Genomic DNA, 16,530 nt, shown 5'->3' with positions numbered 1-16,530 from the left:
ATAGTGAATCCAAATATTTGGCTTCACTATCCATTAATCATCGTTTATTCTCTTCATTGTACAAATGACAAGCAACTCTTCTTCCGTCTACTTCTTTCATTTGAGGCTTAACTGTTTTACAGGAATCCATAGCATATATGCATCGTTGATGAAAAGAACATCCACTTGGTGGGTTGTCTAGCGAAGGTAACTCCCCCGTAAGAATGACACGCTCTTTCTGTTCGTCTGGATCCGTCTTTGGAATAGCAGAGATTAATGCTTGCGTATATGGGTGCAGAGGTTTTTTAAATAATTGTTCCTTATCTGCAATTTCTACAATTTCCCCTAGGTACATCACACCAACTCGATGTGCGATATGTTCAACTACACTCAAATCATGTGAAATGAATATATATGAAAGACCTAGATCTTCTTGTAAGTCTTGTAATAAATTAAGAATTTGAGACTGAACTGAAACATCAAGTGCAGAAACAGGTTCATCAAGTATGACTACCTTTGGTCTTATAATAATTGCCCTCGCAATCCCAATACGTTGGCGTTGTCCACCAGAAAGTTCATGTGGATATCTCGATAAATAGCTTTCAGATAGTTCTACTAAACTAAGAGTATCTTTAATTAAACCATCATGTTCTTTCCTTGGAACACGATTAGCTATTAAAGGTTCAGATAGAATTTCTCTCACTGTCAGTTTCGGATTTAAGGAAGCCATTGGATCTTGAAATACCATCTGAATATCCTTACGAAATTTATTCATTTCTTTTTTACTAAGTTTAGTAATATCTGTTCCTTGAAAAAATACTTCTCCACTTGTGGGTTCAATAAGGCGTAATAAGCATCTACCAGTTGTTGATTTTCCACAACCGGATTCTCCAACGATCCCGAGGGTCTCCTCCTGATTTAGATTCAAACTAACCCCATTTACTGCACGTACATATTGAGGAGGTTTAAACCAAGATTTATTGGTCTTAAACTTTTTTTCTAACTGTTTCACTTGTAAGAGGGGGGCTGTCATACGAACGTCTCCTTTTGTTGTACCAACCAACATCTACAAGATGTTTGATTATCAACTTCGATAAGTGGTGGAAGGCTATTTCTGCATATTCCTAATACCTTTGGACATCTGTCAGCAAAACGACAACCTTTTGGATAGTTGTCAGGAGTTGGAACTTGACCCGGGATCGATTTTAGACGTTTTTCGCCTTTAGATTGATGAGGAGTGGATTGAATCAACCCGATTGTATAAGGATGCCTAGGATTACGCAAAAGTGTCCTTGTATCCGTTGTTTCCACAACTTGTCCAGCGTACATAACCACTACTCGATCACACATCTCTGCTACTACTCCAAGATCATGTGTAATAAGCAAAATCGACATATGTAAGTCATCTTTTAGGGATTTAAGTAAAGCTAATATTTGGGCTTGAATTGTTACATCAAGTGCAGTGGTTGGTTCATCAGCAATTAAAAGTGATGGATTACAAGATATAGCCATGGCAATCATGACACGCTGCTTCATTCCTCCCGATAAACGGTGTGGGTATTCGTGATAGATGGCTTCTGGACGTGGTATTCCAACTAATTGTAATAAATGTACAACCTTTTCCTTCAAATTTGATCCAGTTAATTTTTGATGCTTTTGAATCACTTCGCCTATTTGAATTCCAATCGTTAAAACAGGATTAAGAGATGTCATAGGATCTTGAAAAATCATAGATATTTCATTACCTCTTATTTTCCTCATATCTTTTTCAGTTTTATCTACTAAGTTACTATTATTAAATGTAACGCTACCACTAGCAATCTTAGCCTTTTTATCTAATAGCTGAAGGATAGAAAGTGAAGTCACACTCTTACCACAGCCCGATTCTCCAACTATCCCAAGTATCTCACCTTTTTTTACAGTAAGGTCAATGTTCTCTATGATCTTAAGCGAACCATGCTTACTTTTAAATTCCGTAGTAAGGCCACTTACTTCTAGTACATTAGACATAATCGCCCTCTCCTTCTCGTTACCCTGATGCTTTTGGATCAAATACATCTCTCAAAACATCACCTAAAAAATTAACTGAAAACACAACTGCCGTAATCGCTAGACCAGGAAATGTAGCTAACCACCAAGCGTCATTAATATATTGCTTCCCCTCACTGAGCATGGTTCCCCATTCAGGAGTCGGAGGTTGGGCACCGAGACCAATGAAACTAAGTCCAGCTGTATCTAAAATGGCAACACCGATAAATAAAGTTGTATAAACAAGTAGAACCCCAAAAATATTGGGTAAAATTTGTCTTCTCAAAATCCAGCTATTTGAGCTACCGATCGAGCGACTTGCTTCGACGAAATCAGAAAATTTCACCGTCAATACAGCACCTCTAGTTAATCTAGCAAAGCCCGGTATTGAAGCGATTCCAACAGCAATCATGGCATTTGTAAGGCTTGGCCCTAATATCGCGACAATGGCAAGAGCTAAAACAATGCTCGGTAAAGCTAACAAGACATCCATGATACGCATTAAAATGTTATCAACAAGTCCGCCAATATATGCACTAATTAACCCTATAAACGTACCAGCAACTAAAGTGATCCCTAAAGCCAGTGTGGATACAGTTAAAGTAACGCGAACTCCATAAACTAACCGCGAAAATACGTCCCTTCCTAATGAATCTGTTCCAAAAATGTGCTCCTTATTTGGAGCTTGTAAAATGGCATCATAGAACGGCTTCTCAGGATTATAAGGTGCAATAAATGGGGCAAAGATGCCAATTAAAACAATTAATAGTAAGAAAATTAAGCAGTATTTAGCCCGCTTATAGCTAAGAATTTTATGGAAAGTTGTGAGTTTAATAAGTTTAGGTTTCCTACGTAGAGTGGGAGCCTCAATTGGTTTATATGCCTCACTCAATTTCGCCATTACCCTTCACCCTTTTCATTCAATTTAACACGTGGATCGATTAAACTGTAAACGATGTCTACTAATATATTAACGCTAACGTAAACAGCTCCCATAAATAAGACAGTGCCCTGAATCATCGGAAAATCCCTTGACATTATCGCACCAATGGATAGTGTACCTAAACCTGGCCAATTAAAGACTTGCTCGATAATCACCGTACCACCAAGTAGCGCTGCTATTTGCAATCCAATAACAGTAATGATTGGAATAAGCACATTTCTAAAGGCATGACGGAATAATATATGACGCTCCTCTAGACCTTTCGATCGTGCAGTACGAATAAAGTCATTTGATAAAACCTCCACCATTCCATTTCTAGTTAATCTACTAATCATAGTAGACATGACTACTCCTAAAGTAATAGCAGGTAGAATGAGTGATCTGAATCCAGTTCCATCAGCTATAGGAAACCAGCTTAATTTCACCGAAAATACTAAAATTAATAAGATTCCTAACCAAAAGCTCGGAATAGATACGCCTAAGGTTGCTAAGCCAGTACAAAATGTATCGATTATCGTATCCTTGTATTTCGCTGCTAAAACACCCAACGCGATTCCAATAATGACGGCAAATATCATCCCAGATGCTGCTAACTTTATTGTTTCAGGAAAACGATCTAAGATTTCAGTCAATACCGGTCTACCTGTTTTCAAGGATGTCCCAAAATCGCCGTGAAAAACATTATTAATGTATTGTAAATATTGAACCAAAAGGGGCTTATCCAGCCCCAAATGGTGTGTTAGTTTTGCTACTTGTTCCGGTGATGCATTTAAACCGAGCATTATTTTGACTGGATCTCCAGGTATCAAGTGTATTAGAAAAAATGAGAGGATCGAGATACCAAAGATAACAATGATGGCTGAAATGATCCGGTTTAGAATGTATTGAGTCATTACTTACTCACCCAACTATCATTTAAAAGTATATTCGTTGACTGAAGTTTGATATCATGTACTCTCTTATTGGCAATATAAAACACTTTAGGAGAATAGATTGGCACCCAGTAAGCATTTTCAACAATCAACTTTTGAGCGTCAGCATAAATTTGCTTTCTTTCCTCAGCATTGGTAGTTGTTCTGCCTTTTTCTAATAAAGCATCAAGCTCTGGATTTTTCACTCGAATGTGATTTAATCCACCAATTTGACTTGAATGGAATAGCATATAAAGAATGTCAGGATCAGAATAAGAATAACTTAAGAATGAAAGATCGAATTCTCCTTTAGATGCTTTTTGAATTAGGGTTGCTGTTTCCATTTGTTTAATATTAATAATAACGCCTATATCTTTTAACATCGCTTGAACGATTTGTGCAGCTTGACTTTGTGTACTATAGACTGAAAGATCAAACTCTAGTTTCTTTCCGTTTTTCTCCATAATACCTTGACTATTTTTACTCCAGCCTGAGCTTTCTAATAGTTTGATAGCTTCATCCTTATTGTATTTAATACCATATTCTTTTACATTCGGATCATATCCAAAAATAGAGGATGAAAGTGGTCCATATGCTGCTGTTCCTTCACCATTAAGAGCTGCTTTAATGATGGCATTTTTGTTAATAGCCATATTCAATGCTGTTCTCACATTTTTATCCTTTAACAATTCGTTATCAAGATTCATCTCTAAGAATAATCCTAGCCCTTGTTGATCAGCATCGAGGACTTGAAACTTATCATTCTTGCGATATCTTTCAGCATCTTTTGGAGCTGCATTTACTAGGACATCAATCGAACCACTATCAAGAGCAGCAAGCATCGTTTGTGGATCCGTAATAAATTTATACACTAATTTATCTGGGTAAGCCTTTCCTTTATTTGCAAAAAAGGATGGCGCCCAATTATAATCATTATTTCGATCTAATGTAACAGATTGTCCCGTTGTCCATTTCTCAAACTTCCAAGGACCAACTCCGACAGGGTTCCTTCCATAATTAGCTCCATCCTTATTGATAGCGGATACAGATAATGGCTGTAAAAACCCAGTTGTTAAGTTATTTAAAAAAGGTGCCGATGGTTGTTCCAAATCAACGACTAGCGTTTGATCGTCTGGAGTCAAAACTGATTTTACACCAGCTAAAAAGCTAACTAAAGGTGCACCAGTGGCAGGATTTAACATACGGTCAAATGTTTCTTTAAATGACTTTGATGTTAAAGGCGACCCATCGTGAAAGGTAACACCTTGACGAATTTTAAACGTAATCGTTTTACCATCATTTGATACTTGGTAGCTTTCTGCAAGGCCTGGAGCAATTTCATTCGTTTTCGGGTCAAGAGTTAAAAGTGTATTTCCTAAACGATTTGAAATTTCATCGGCTGTACTCATTGCTGTTTTTTGAATATCAAGAGTATCTGGTTCTTGCGAAAGCCCCACTGTAATCGTTCCACCTGTTTGTGGTGCAACTGAAGTATTTGTCGTATTTTTCTTATTATTCGTTGATGCTTGGTCAGTAGAATTACATGCAGTCAATGCAAAAATAGTAAGAACGCTCACTGATAACAGTGCGAATCTTGGGAATATTTTACGTGCAGTTTTTGTACGCAATTGATTAGCCTCCTTATTCCGTTTTTACTAATTGTCTGAATCCAAATACACAACGAATAATTTTTCCTTCTTCGTCTCGTTTAAATTGAATAGAATATTCATCTTCTCTCATTTCAAATAAAAACCAGTCTTCCTCAATCGGTTTTACGAGCGAGTCTACCATCCCTTCCATTTGAGCACAAAGTTTTCCATCATCATTGATAGAAAATTCAACCTTTCCACCCTCACCTGAAACAAATTTCCCAACATATTCTTGTAATTGATCTACATCTAAATGTATTTCCGATATGTTTAAATGTGAAGATTTTAATGGTTTTTCCAAATAATCAGCAAAAGCGCTATTTAAAAGTTTCTTAGAAGGAACGCCTATTAAATTAGCATTCGAAAAACCAGTTAAACCTAACTCAGGGATAATATTCAATTGAGCTGATACCCCTTTAATAGAACCGCCATGTTCAACAAGTTTATATCCATAGAAATCTGGATGAATCATTACTCCGTATCCATAGAATTCAGTATATCCACATTGAATATATGGAGTAGTCATGGCTTCAACACTCTCAGGTGTCAAAATTTGAGCATCTCCTACTTTGCCTTCATTTCGGAAGATTTCTGCATATTTCAGCATATCGTTTACAGTTGATTTTAAGAATCCTGCTGCACGCATCGATGGTGCATCCCATGGGTTATTTGACTCAAACACAATCGTCTCATCATCTTTTTTTCTAGAAGCATATAAGTTTGAAATATCTTCGTGCCCTTCCAATTCATGAAGATGGAAGACACTATTCTTCATACCAGCAGGATCTAATATAAAATCCTTCATGTACTGCTCATAAGTTATACCGCTGACTCTCTCCACAACAGCACCGAGTAAAGCATAACAGTCATTAGAATAACTAAATTCAGTACCTGGAGCACCAAGCAGTGTATATTCACCTTTAGCGATTGTTTCCATTAATTCTTCGTATGTAGCAATGTATGGAATATCAGGAGATTTTTGTTCCTCATTGTCGTCATCAAATTTTGGATCTAATGCTAGTGTTTTACTCATAGCACCATAAAGACTTGGAATTGGTGGAAGTCCTGCTGAATGCGTCATAAAATGGTGGAGCGTCATCTGCTTTGTATATTCATCATTGCTTGTCTTAAACTCAGGTAAATATTTAATAATAGGATCCTGAACCGATAATTTCCCTGCCTCTTGTAATTGGAGAATTGCTACACAAGTAAATGATTTAGTTACAGAGCCAATTCCAAGTACTGTGTCAGAGGATAATGCTAATTCATTTTCTTTATCACGGTAACCGAAACCGCTTTCATAAAATAATTCACCATTTTTAGCTAGACCAAGAACATAGCCAGGAATTTGATACTTCTCTACTATTTCATTGCAATAAACCTCAAACTCTTTTACTTTTTTCATAACATTGTGTCCCATTACAGCACTCTCCCTTAATATTTTATTAAACCTAAAATTAGTTAACTTTAGGTGTGACTACTAGAATTTAAGTTAATCTCTTTACAGTGTTAGATTTTCGAATAAATGGGTAGGAACATTACTTGTACAAAAGTAAGATTTTTTTGGGGTAGATTAGTTGATTAGTTGATTAGTTGATTAGTAGAAGATTCAAGTTGTTTTTTTAACTTAATTAAAGTGATTAGTACTTCTTCAAAAAAAGTAAATACTTCATTTTTATGAATTATAAAGAATTTCCTTTTTACTTATTATATAGTCTCTTAGAATTTCTAGTCAATATATTTTCTGACTTTTCATAATTTTAAGTTTTTACTTTGTAATTCGATTCTATGAACACATTTTTTTCGACGCAATAGTATTCTAACGCCTCTCGATTTATGTCATAGCCGATTCCGAATCTCTGTGGAATATGAATAACTCCTTGGTCTACTATTACCTCAGGATCGATAATATCTCGCTCCCAGTAACTTGCCGAAGCAGCAGTATCTCCTGGTAAAATAAACTGATCTAATGATGTTAAGGCGATATTATGAGCACGTCCAATGCCAGCTTCAAGCATACCTCCGCACCATACAGGAATTCCTTTCATTAAACAATAATCGTGTATCCTTTTAGCTTCAGTTAGTCCGCCAACACGCCCAATTTTAATATTAATAATTCGACAGCTACCTAATTCTATTGCTTTTTTAGCATCTTCTAGTGAGTGTATACTTTCATCCAAACAAATAGGCGTTACTAGCTGTTGTTGCAATTTGGCATGGTCAATAATATCATCATGACTTAAAGGTTGTTCAATCATCGTTAAATTAAATTCATCGAGTTTTTTTAATAACTCTATATCAGATAAAGTATAAGCAGAATTTGCATCAGCCATCATTGAAATATGTGGAAATACCCTTCTTACTTCTTTTAACATGTCGTAATCGGACCCAGGTTTAATTTTTAACTTTATCCGTTTATATCCTTCATTGACACGAGAATCCACGATTTCAAGAAGTTCTTTTACTGTTGGCTGAAGACCGATACTTATTCCAACATCGATTTTATCTTTATTTCCCCCAAGTGCTTGATAGATGGGTAATTTTCGTCGTTTAGCAAAAAGATCCCAAACTGCTCCTTCTAGTCCAGCCTTTGCCATATTATTTTTTCTAATAGGTTGGAAACGTTCAGACACTTCATCAGGGTGATAAATAGGAGCATCAAACAATAATGGAATGAGAAAATCTTCCATAATATGTTTATTGGTTTTAACGGTTTCCTCACTATACCAAGGACTAGAGAAGGCAACGGATTCTCCAAACCCAATGTTCCCATCCTCATCTTCTACTTCAATGACATAAAACTCTTTTTCTTGAAAGGTCCCAAAGCTTGTGGTGAAAGGATCATTTAACTTCATTTTTAATCGGTTCAACGTAATTTGCCGAATCGAGATTGGACTATAGGTCATTCTAAAACCTCCTATGAAAGTGAACTGGTTTGTAAAAACCTTTCACTTTATTAATAAATTCTTCTAAAATTACCTCCTAATATAGCTGTTATTTCGACTTCCTTATACCCTCGATTCATTAGCTCTTCGATAAAAAGAGGTAATTGGTCATGGCCATCAATCACATCGAAGGGTACTCTTGGCAAACTAGCTAAATCATCTTGTGATAGGTATTTCATAAAGTCATTACAAAGGTCTAACCCTATTCCTACATGTTCAATTCCTGCTACATCCACAAGATGATCTAAATGATTAACGAGCTGCACAATATTACTTTTAGAATCATCTTCAGAAACTAGCATACTAGCAGCATTAAGCCCAATTACACCATTTGTGGAAGCAATTGCCATCATTTGTTCATCCGTCAAATTTCTCATTGTTGAGCAAATCGAGCGTGCATTGGAATGAGAAGCAATAACTGGCGTTTCACAAATTTCAATGACATCCCAGAAGCCTTCATCATTTAAGTGCGATACATCAATAGATATACCTAGTCTTTCTGCCTCTTTAATCACCTTAACTCCAAAGCTTGAAATCCCCCCCTTTCTTCCTTCAGGGACCGGCTGAAAGAAACTCCCATCCCCTACCGCATTTCTCCTGCTCCAAACCAGTCCCAGATTACGAACCCCTAATTCATAAAAAACTCGTAATAAACTAAGATCTGTTCCGATCGGTTCTGCTCCTTCAAGAGAGAGTAAGAAACCAATCTTTCCTTGTTCCTTTGCAAGATCCATGTCAGCTCCGTTATAACAGATCATTAATTTATCAGGAGACTCTTTCACTTCTTCATAAAGCGCACTTACTTGACTTAATGCTTTGCGAAGTGCCATTTCTGGTAAAAATGCACTTTCTATAAATATGGAAGCGATAATAACATTAATTCCGCCTTTTACAAACCTAGGATAATAATCTGTTTCAATTACTTTTTTTCTTCCTTTTTCCCGTTGGATCTGAACATCCATTAAAATATCAAAGTGCCCATCAATTGTTAATGCACTATTTCGAAAATTAACCACAAGAAATCTCTCCTCCTTAAAAGAGTTTAGAAGCTTAAATAGATAATTTTTCACGTTTTTCAAAAATATAATAACTTACTCTTCCTTCTGGATTTCGGATTACATCACTAGCAGCAAAGCCATTTTCACACAATTTTTGGAACCATTTTCTAGTTTTGTACCGCCATTCCATTGCAAGCTCAGGTCTTTTATTTTTTATTTGTTGAAATTCTTCAGGTATTGGGACTGCATAAATACCTTCCGTTAAATCGATTTCATATTCTCTACTAATTGTCGGAAAACCAAAGTTATCAAGCTTTGTTTCTACTAATGGTTTGTACCCCTGTAAGTCGACCCTACTTGGGGCCTTACATACATGATCACTACGAATCCACCACTCTACTAAAAAACGATCAGTAGGCAGTCCTTTATTTAGTGAGTCAGTCATCTCGCCATAATGATTTTCGATGTAGGTAGCACCAATCCCCTTTAGCTTATTTAGGTTTAAGTAAGCATTAACACTCTCTAATGGATCAAATGTCCAAACAATCAATGAATAGCCCATTTCTAAGGCATACTTCCGCTGTGCCTCTTTCAATTTTTTACCTAATCCACTTTTTTGATAGGTAGGTAAAACTCCTAGCATATGGGAGCATAAATAGGATCTACCGTCCATATACCCTGGAAAGCTATATTGAAACCCTATTAATTGTTGATCGTGAAAAGCTCCTAAAATCAACCCACCATTATGAGATGCTGTATATGTTTGGTGAATAGGTATCGGTGACATATTCCACACTTCTTTTTCAATTCGTTGAATGGATTCTATTTCAGCAATATCCTCCAATCGTTTAATTTGAAACATTTTCATACCCACTTTCTTTATAAAATTAAGAGGAAGGTGAAGGTATTATCTAATAAAAAGATAGCCTTTATTCCCCAAAGAAATGGTCCAAATGAAAATTCTCATATGCCTTTGTACGCTTCATAAACTGATCAGAATTTTTGACAACTACTCCACCAAGTAAAGAATTCATAAGAGAAAAAACTGCCGGACTAACATCTAGTGTTGACTTGATTGGTAGCTGCACCGTAAATAATACATCAGTATATTCTCGAATCGGTGCAACCTCGGAATCGGTAAAACTAATCACAAACGCCCCCCGCAATTTCGCTTCCCTAGCCATATTAATTGTTTCTAATGCATACCGATGGAATGAAAATGCTACGAAAGTACTATTTTCATTCATTTCACCCATGCGTAAAACAATATCATCCGTATCTGGTCTAAACATCCTAACATTCCCTCGAATGAGTTCAAGTGCAAACGAAAACCAATGTGCCATTGCATGGGAAGAACGGGTACCAGAAACAAGGATCCTTTCAGCTTGACTTAATCGTTCTACTGCCACATTAAATTCCTCTTCGTTTAGTACTTCAGCAGTTTGCAATATTAACTCTGCGTCCTTTTGCATCATTTTCTTAGAAAAATCTCGATCCATGTCCATCTTGTTTTTCACGGAATGATATTCAACTAAACTGCTTTTACGATTCAACAGTCGGCTCTGGATATCCCTTTGCAATGGACTAAAGCCACTATAGCCTAGAGCATGACAAAATCGAATAACAGTCGTTTCGCTTACATTAATCTTTTGTCCAACTTGAACACCTGAGTCCATTGCGAAGTCTTCCGGATTTGCAAGGAAATATTTCGCGACCTTTTTTAAACCCTTCGAAAAGTTATCAAACTCATCTTGAACTTTTTGTTTTAATTCTTCCATTCCTAATCTCCCATTCACTTTTTTGAAGGATTTCCTTTTTTTTCATTATATTAAAGTTTATTCTTTTATTCAAGATTAAATTCTAAATTTTCTAAAAATAATATATTGTTACCTTAGGAACTGTTCTAGGGGCAAATACTAGATTAAAATAAACCATTAGATTGTCATTCTAGTGTTGCTCCTTCAACAATTACCATCATCTTGTTAAGAAAAAAAATGCCCATTTCATTTGATTAGAGTTGAACGTTTATCACTTGCTGATTATATAACACTATTTTTAAACAAGAAAAAAGGACTAACCCTAAAGTTAGCCCTTAACATTATATAATTATTTTTCAGTCAAAATTTTTACCCATAGATTCATATCTTAATTTTATAAATGATGTAATTAATATTGTCTTTGTATCCTAATTGATGGAATAAAGCAATCATTCATAATACTCTTGGCATGGCAAATGTATAAGTGCAATAAATCAATTTTTTTATCAATTTAGACTCAAAAAAAAGCTCATATTATTTCCGTGAAAATATTTTTGGACTTCAGCTTCTTTTGTATAGCTACATTGTCGATGTGATTAGTCTTCTTTTCTTGTTTTAACAATTAATTTAGTATAATGATTTTTATTCTTCTACCCCACACCAATCTAGTAAAGTGTGGGCAATTACCTCCGCACAACGAAATAATTCATCTAAATCAATGTATTCATTTGGATAATGAGCAACCTTCGTTTCCCCTGGTCCAAACACAATCGTAGGTATTTGTTTTATTTGTGTAAATAATCCGCCGTCCGTACCCCATGGGGAGGCTTCAATAATCGGTTCATTTTTATAAACATATTGATAGGATTTCTTTAGAGATTCCATAAATGGATGCCCAAGATCGATACTACCTGGTAACCATCTTGCTCCAAAAAATTCAACTTCAACCGGATTTTCAATAAACCAATCATCAATTAATGAGAGTGTTTTAAGCCACCTCGTTATTTCAAGTTTAGCTTCTTCGATTGTTTCATTTGGTGAAACACCTAGTCTTCCCTCAAGAGTAACTAAATCGGAGACCGAGGAGGGCCAAGTACCGCCATTTATTTTTCCGATATTAATCGGTATTGGAATTGGCACATTTTTGTATAGAGGATCATCTAGTAATCTTGTATTTCGAAGTTTTTCTAATTGATTTATATGATTTATAACCATTATACTTTTTTCAATTGCACTAACACCTTCATACCTAGTTCCACCGTGGGCAACTTTACCTTTTACTTTTACTCGAAACCAAACACTGCCTTGTTGTTTCCGAAATATTTTCATTTTAGTTGGTTCTGGAATAAGGACAGCATCTGCAACGTATCCCCGTAATATTGTTGCTAGCGTACCTGCCCCTCCACTTTCTTCCTCAATAACACTTTCAAAATAGATATCGCCTTTAAGTGGAATATTACATTTTTTTATCGCCTCAATCGCAAATAGTGCAGCAACATTGCCGCCCTTCATATCTGTTGTTCCCCTACCATATAAGCGATTCCCTACGATTTCACCGCTATACGGATGGCGCTCCCAACTACTTATTTCACCTTCAGGAACTACATCTATATGTCCATTTAATATAATTGATCTTCCATTTCCTGTCCCCTTTAAGATTGCAACTATATTCGGACTTTCTTCAAATGAAGTTCGTTCTGAAATAAAATAGGATGATTTAGCTAATTCCTCAATTGACGGCTCAAAGCGATCAATCACTAATCCAAGATTCTGTAAATAATTTGAGATAATTTTTTGTGCATCAGCTTCATTTCCTGAAACACTTTTTTCTTGAACAAGATTCTGAAGTAAATCAATTGCTTTGTTCTTATTTTTATGAATGTAGGCATTAATTTTAGTTTTCAAATCCAATTTCGATCACTCCCAACGATGAACAATAACATTTGGGTTCACAAATAGTGGGGCACCAGTTTTCTCAATTACATCGCTGACTAAATATGGAGACATTACTTCATTTAACCAAAGCTCTCCACTTTCTTTTTTAACTTCAATTACGGCCATTTCAGTAATGATTAAATCAACGCAACATGGAGATGTAAGAGGAAGTGTACATTCAGAGACTATTTTAGGTTCACCATTTTTATTAGTATGGTTCATTAAAACAATTACTTTTTTTGATTTTTGAGCTAAGTCCATTGCTCCACCAATTCCTGGTACTCTTTTACCAGGAACAATCCAATTTGCTAAATCGCCATTTTTACTAACTTCGAGGGCTCCTAGTACGGTTAAATCTAATAAACCTTTTCGAATAATCGCAAAGGCTATGCTACTATCAAAATAACTGGAACCTGGAATTAATGTTACAGGTAATCCTGCAGCATTACATAAATTCTCGTCTTCTTCACCTTTTTGTGGAGTAGGGCCTAAACCTAACACGCCATTTTCTGCATGGAACATTACCCGACAATCCTCTGGTAAGTAATTTGGGATAAGTGAAGGAATTCCAATCCCAAGATTCACAATCATACCGCTCTTTACTTCTTTTGCTGCACGTTTTGCCATCATTTCCCTTGGATTTATTTTTCCCAAACCCACTTCCAATTCACCCCTTCCGATTGAACGATGTGGTTAACGAAAGCGCCAGGTACGATAATTTCTTCAGGTTCTAATGCTCCTAAAGGAACAATTTCTTCAACTTCAGCAATTGTGATTTTTCCGGCCATTGCTACGTAAGGATTCGTATTGCGAGCACTTTTATCAAAAACTAAATTCCCAAAAGGATCTGCTTTTTTCGCATATACAATTGAAACATCTGAAATGAGAGGAGTTTCAACTAAATACTCTTTTCCAAATACATTCACTCTCTGTTTATCAACATCTATTACACTATCAATCCCAATATCTACTAAAACGCCACCTAATCCAACTCCACCCGCTCGAATCCGTTCGATAAATGTACCTTGAGGACTAAACTCTATTTCTAACGTACCATCTGTCATTTGCTTTCCAGCATTCGGATTTGATCCAATATGCGTTGTAATCATTTTTTTTACTCTTTTAGCCGTCACTAATTGTCCGACCCCAACATCAGGAAAACCCGTGTCATTTCCAATTAGAGTAAGATCTTTCACACCTTTCTCTAAAATGCTCCTTATTAATGTTGGTGGATTACCGATTCCTCCAAACCCACCGAACATTAACACCATATCATCTTTAAAATAAAGCAAAGCTTCTTCAATACTAATGATTTTCCCGAAAGTATTGATTGCCATTATTCGATCTCCTTTGCTTCTTGATTTAGCTCATTAAATACTTCCTTTAATAAAGTTAGCAATTCATTTACTTGCTCATCAGTAATGACTAAAGGTGGAGAAAGCAAGAAACTATTTTCAGATCTTCCATATGGACCACTAACAGATGGATAGAGTAATAATCCATGATTTTTAGCAATCTCAATTACACGATTTGTTACACTTTTACAATCAAAGAAATCTTCATCTATTTCTATACCGATTAGTAGTCCTTCACCCCTGATATCGAATAGAAAAGGATACTCTTTCTGCCATTCTCTTAGTTTTAATTTAATCTTTTCACCTTGTATTTTAGAATTTTGTACTAATCCATTTTTTTCGACATAGTTTAAAACAGCTAAAGCTATACTTGCAGAGAGAGGATTCGCACTAAACGTATGTCCACTCATAACAAGTCGACTGCCTTCTAAAATAGGTTGCATTACACGATCACTTGCGATTGCTGCAGCAATTGGCGTATAACCAGCCGCCAATCCCTTACCGAGGACTAATAAATCAGGCACACAATTCCAATGATTCATTCCGAACATTTCTCCAGTTCTACCTATTCCCGTCATTACTTCGTCTGCAATAAGTAGCACATCGTGTTTATCACAAATTTCTTTAATTTTTTCATAATATCCTTTTGGAGGAGTTAACGCAGCACCTGCCGCACCAACAATAGGTTCAGCTATAAATGCCGCTACATTTTCAGAACCTAATTTCTGAATTGTACGATCAAGTGCAGTCGCACAAAGTAAACCACAATTTCCAGGCTCTAATTCAAATGGGCACCTTTTACAATACGGCGCTTCAACCATCGGATAATCCTCTAGTAAACTAGTAAAACGTTTCCTCCTTAAAGGATGACCTGACATAGATAAGGATCCCATCGTGATGCCATGATAGCTCATACTTCTTGATATGATCTTCGTTTTCGTATGAATTCCTCTTTCTTGAAAATGCTGTATTGCCATTTTCATAGCTGTTTCAGTTGCTTCAGTACCACTATTAACAAAAAAACTCCAGTTTAAATCTCCAGGTGCTAGCTGACTTATTTTTTCAGCTAATTGTTCTGCCGCCTCACTCGTAAACTGTGATCGATAAACAAACGCCACTTTAGAAGCTTGCTTTACCATTTCGTCAATTATTTCCTTTACACCATGACCAATACTTGCCGCAACTGCACCCGAAGAACCATCAATATATTTCTTTCCTTGCTTGTCCCATAGGTAGATAGTATCTCCTCGATCAATTGTTGGATAACTATCACCTACAAGCGGTTTTATTAAATAATCTCGTTTAGTCATACTACCCCACCATCTTTCACTTAAATCTCATTACTATATATATAGTTGAAAGCCCATGAAGTTAGACTAATGAAAAAACAATAGGGTTTACTTCGAATAAAAGAATGAGCTGTATTGAGGAAAGATTGGATATAAAAATAGGTTAGTATGACGTTTTAAATTGACTAGCAAAATGTTGATTGTAACTGAAAAAGACCACAAAAATGTGGTCTCACGCTGTTGAAAAACAACCTTGTCAATTAACTTACCAAATTTTCGTAAAGGAGTAGGGTGATGTTAATTTCCACTACAGGATGCTCGCTTTCCATGGGGCGAGATTCTTTAGCCTCCTCGGCTAGCCTGCGGGGTCTCAGCCTTCCCGCTTATCCATAGGAGTCGATCACCCCTTTCGTTCCAATCAACTTATTCATCATAAAAAAGTCTGCAATAAAACCTATTCAAATAGCCTTTACTTAAAGTATCCTATCAGTTGTTTATTAATCAGTTTGTAGGTCAATTAATATCGAACATTAATTAATAAACTAATCAATTGTATTTGTTTTTCTAAAAATTAGCTCACAATATTTTTAACTTCTGAAAAAATCCATTACTAGTGTGATTAGAATCATAAAATTGCTCAAACATATTAAAATTTAAAAGCATGAATAGAAAGACTATTCAAAAAATGAACATTTAATGTCCGTTTTCTCTATTGACCATTTTAAATTTCAACACTCTGAG

Annotated in this window: 14 protein-coding genes; all 14 read right to left on the bottom strand. The window is 35.9% G+C overall.

The genetic code is table 11. The features are described 5' to 3' along the window. Positions 1-37: 37 nt before the first annotated feature. The 14 genes from AN960_RS20165 to AN960_RS20100 all read right to left on the bottom strand — a co-directional run bounded on the left by AN960_RS20165 (position 38) and on the right by AN960_RS20100 (position 15,810). Complete coding sequence (locus AN960_RS20165; RefSeq protein WP_156339733.1) at positions 38-1,012, bottom strand: ABC transporter ATP-binding protein; 975 nt, start codon at positions 1,010-1,012, stop codon at positions 38-40. Next, on the bottom strand, positions 1,009-1,989 hold the full coding sequence (locus AN960_RS20160) for an ABC transporter ATP-binding protein (protein ID WP_056475664.1): 981 nt from the start codon (positions 1,987-1,989) through the stop codon (positions 1,009-1,011). The genes AN960_RS20165 and AN960_RS20160 overlap by 4 nt, the downstream gene beginning before the upstream one ends. Before the next feature lie 19 nt (positions 1,990-2,008). Then, positions 2,009-2,908, bottom strand: coding sequence for an ABC transporter permease (locus AN960_RS20155; RefSeq protein WP_056475407.1), 900 nt, complete (start codon positions 2,906-2,908; stop codon positions 2,009-2,011). Next, positions 2,908-3,843 (bottom strand): nickel ABC transporter permease, encoded by a 936-nt coding sequence (gene nikB / locus AN960_RS20150; RefSeq protein WP_056475404.1) that lies wholly within the window; start codon positions 3,841-3,843, stop codon positions 2,908-2,910. The genes AN960_RS20155 and nikB overlap by 1 nt, the downstream gene beginning before the upstream one ends. Then, positions 3,843-5,489, bottom strand: a complete 1,647-nt coding sequence (locus AN960_RS20145; protein WP_056475401.1) for an ABC transporter substrate-binding protein — start codon at positions 5,487-5,489, stop codon at positions 3,843-3,845. The genes nikB and AN960_RS20145 overlap by 1 nt, the downstream gene beginning before the upstream one ends. A gap of 13 nt (positions 5,490-5,502) precedes the next feature. Beyond that, a complete protein-coding gene (locus AN960_RS20140) occupies positions 5,503-6,930 on the bottom strand; it encodes a serine hydrolase domain-containing protein (protein ID WP_056475397.1) in 1,428 nt (475 codons plus the stop codon). Positions 6,931-7,270: 340 nt separating this feature from the next. Next, positions 7,271-8,416, bottom strand: a complete 1,146-nt coding sequence (menC, locus tag AN960_RS20135) for an o-succinylbenzoate synthase (RefSeq protein ID WP_056475393.1) — start codon at positions 8,414-8,416, stop codon at positions 7,271-7,273. Positions 8,417-8,466: 50 nt separating this feature from the next. Beyond that, positions 8,467-9,471 (bottom strand): dipeptidase, encoded by a 1,005-nt coding sequence (locus AN960_RS20130; RefSeq protein ID WP_056475390.1) that lies wholly within the window; start codon positions 9,469-9,471, stop codon positions 8,467-8,469. 34 nt (positions 9,472-9,505) lie between these two features. Further along, positions 9,506-10,315 (bottom strand): GNAT family N-acetyltransferase, encoded by an 810-nt coding sequence (locus AN960_RS20125; protein WP_286131763.1) that lies wholly within the window; start codon positions 10,313-10,315, stop codon positions 9,506-9,508. A gap of 67 nt (positions 10,316-10,382) precedes the next feature. After that, entirely contained in the window at positions 10,383-11,231 is an 849-nt protein-coding gene (locus tag AN960_RS20120; protein WP_056475384.1) for a MurR/RpiR family transcriptional regulator, read from the bottom strand. A 621-nt stretch (positions 11,232-11,852) separates the two neighbouring features. Further along, positions 11,853-13,121, bottom strand: a complete 1,269-nt coding sequence (locus AN960_RS20115; RefSeq protein ID WP_056475381.1) for a peptidase — start codon at positions 13,119-13,121, stop codon at positions 11,853-11,855. 6 nt (positions 13,122-13,127) lie between these two features. Further along, entirely contained in the window at positions 13,128-13,775 is a 648-nt protein-coding gene (locus tag AN960_RS20110; protein WP_502692560.1) for a 3-oxoacid CoA-transferase subunit B, read from the bottom strand. A gap of 11 nt (positions 13,776-13,786) precedes the next feature. Beyond that, positions 13,787-14,482 (bottom strand): CoA transferase subunit A, encoded by a 696-nt coding sequence (locus tag AN960_RS20105; RefSeq protein WP_056475375.1) that lies wholly within the window; start codon positions 14,480-14,482, stop codon positions 13,787-13,789. After that, on the bottom strand, positions 14,482-15,810 hold the full coding sequence (locus AN960_RS20100) for an aspartate aminotransferase family protein (RefSeq protein WP_056475373.1): 1,329 nt from the start codon (positions 15,808-15,810) through the stop codon (positions 14,482-14,484). Before AN960_RS20100 ends, AN960_RS20105 begins: the two co-directional genes overlap by 1 nt. Positions 15,811-16,530: the final 720 nt, after the last annotated feature.

Origin of the sequence: Bacillus sp. FJAT-25509, assembly GCF_001420605.1 — a bacterium.
In the GTDB taxonomy this organism is placed as follows: domain Bacteria; phylum Bacillota; class Bacilli; order Bacillales; family Bacillaceae_G; genus Gottfriedia.
The sequence above is the reverse complement of the archived record's forward strand: the minus strand, read 5'-3'. Positions and strand labels throughout refer to the sequence as shown.

What these genes read in the sequence shown, in the direction of transcription:
- menC (WP_056475393.1), bottom strand. Translation starts at nt 8,416, where the DNA reads ATGACCTATAGTCCAATCTCGATTCGGCAAATTACGTTGAACCGATTA.
- AN960_RS20120 (WP_056475384.1), bottom strand. Translation starts at nt 11,231, where the DNA reads ATGGAAGAATTAAAACAAAAAGTTCAAGATGAGTTTGATAACTTTTCG.
- nikB (WP_056475404.1), bottom strand. Translation starts at nt 3,843, where the DNA reads ATGACTCAATACATTCTAAACCGGATCATTTCAGCCATCATTGTTATC.
- AN960_RS20155 (WP_056475407.1), bottom strand. Translation starts at nt 2,908, where the DNA reads ATGGCGAAATTGAGTGAGGCATATAAACCAATTGAGGCTCCCACTCTA.
- AN960_RS20100 (WP_056475373.1), bottom strand. Translation starts at nt 15,810, where the DNA reads ATGACTAAACGAGATTATTTAATAAAACCGCTTGTAGGTGATAGTTAT.
- AN960_RS20165 (WP_156339733.1), bottom strand. Translation starts at nt 1,012, where the DNA reads ATGACAGCCCCCCTCTTACAAGTGAAACAGTTAGAAAAAAAGTTTAAG.
- AN960_RS20110 (WP_502692560.1), bottom strand. Translation starts at nt 13,775, where the DNA reads ATGATGGCAAAACGTGCAGCAAAAGAAGTAAAGAGCGGTATGATTGTG.
- AN960_RS20140 (WP_056475397.1), bottom strand. Translation starts at nt 6,930, where the DNA reads ATGGGACACAATGTTATGAAAAAAGTAAAAGAGTTTGAGGTTTATTGC.
- AN960_RS20160 (WP_056475664.1), bottom strand. Translation starts at nt 1,989, where the DNA reads ATGTCTAATGTACTAGAAGTAAGTGGCCTTACTACGGAATTTAAAAGT.
- AN960_RS20125 (WP_286131763.1), bottom strand. Translation starts at nt 10,315, where the DNA reads ATGTTTCAAATTAAACGATTGGAGGATATTGCTGAAATAGAATCCATT.
- AN960_RS20105 (WP_056475375.1), bottom strand. Translation starts at nt 14,482, where the DNA reads ATGGCAATCAATACTTTCGGGAAAATCATTAGTATTGAAGAAGCTTTG.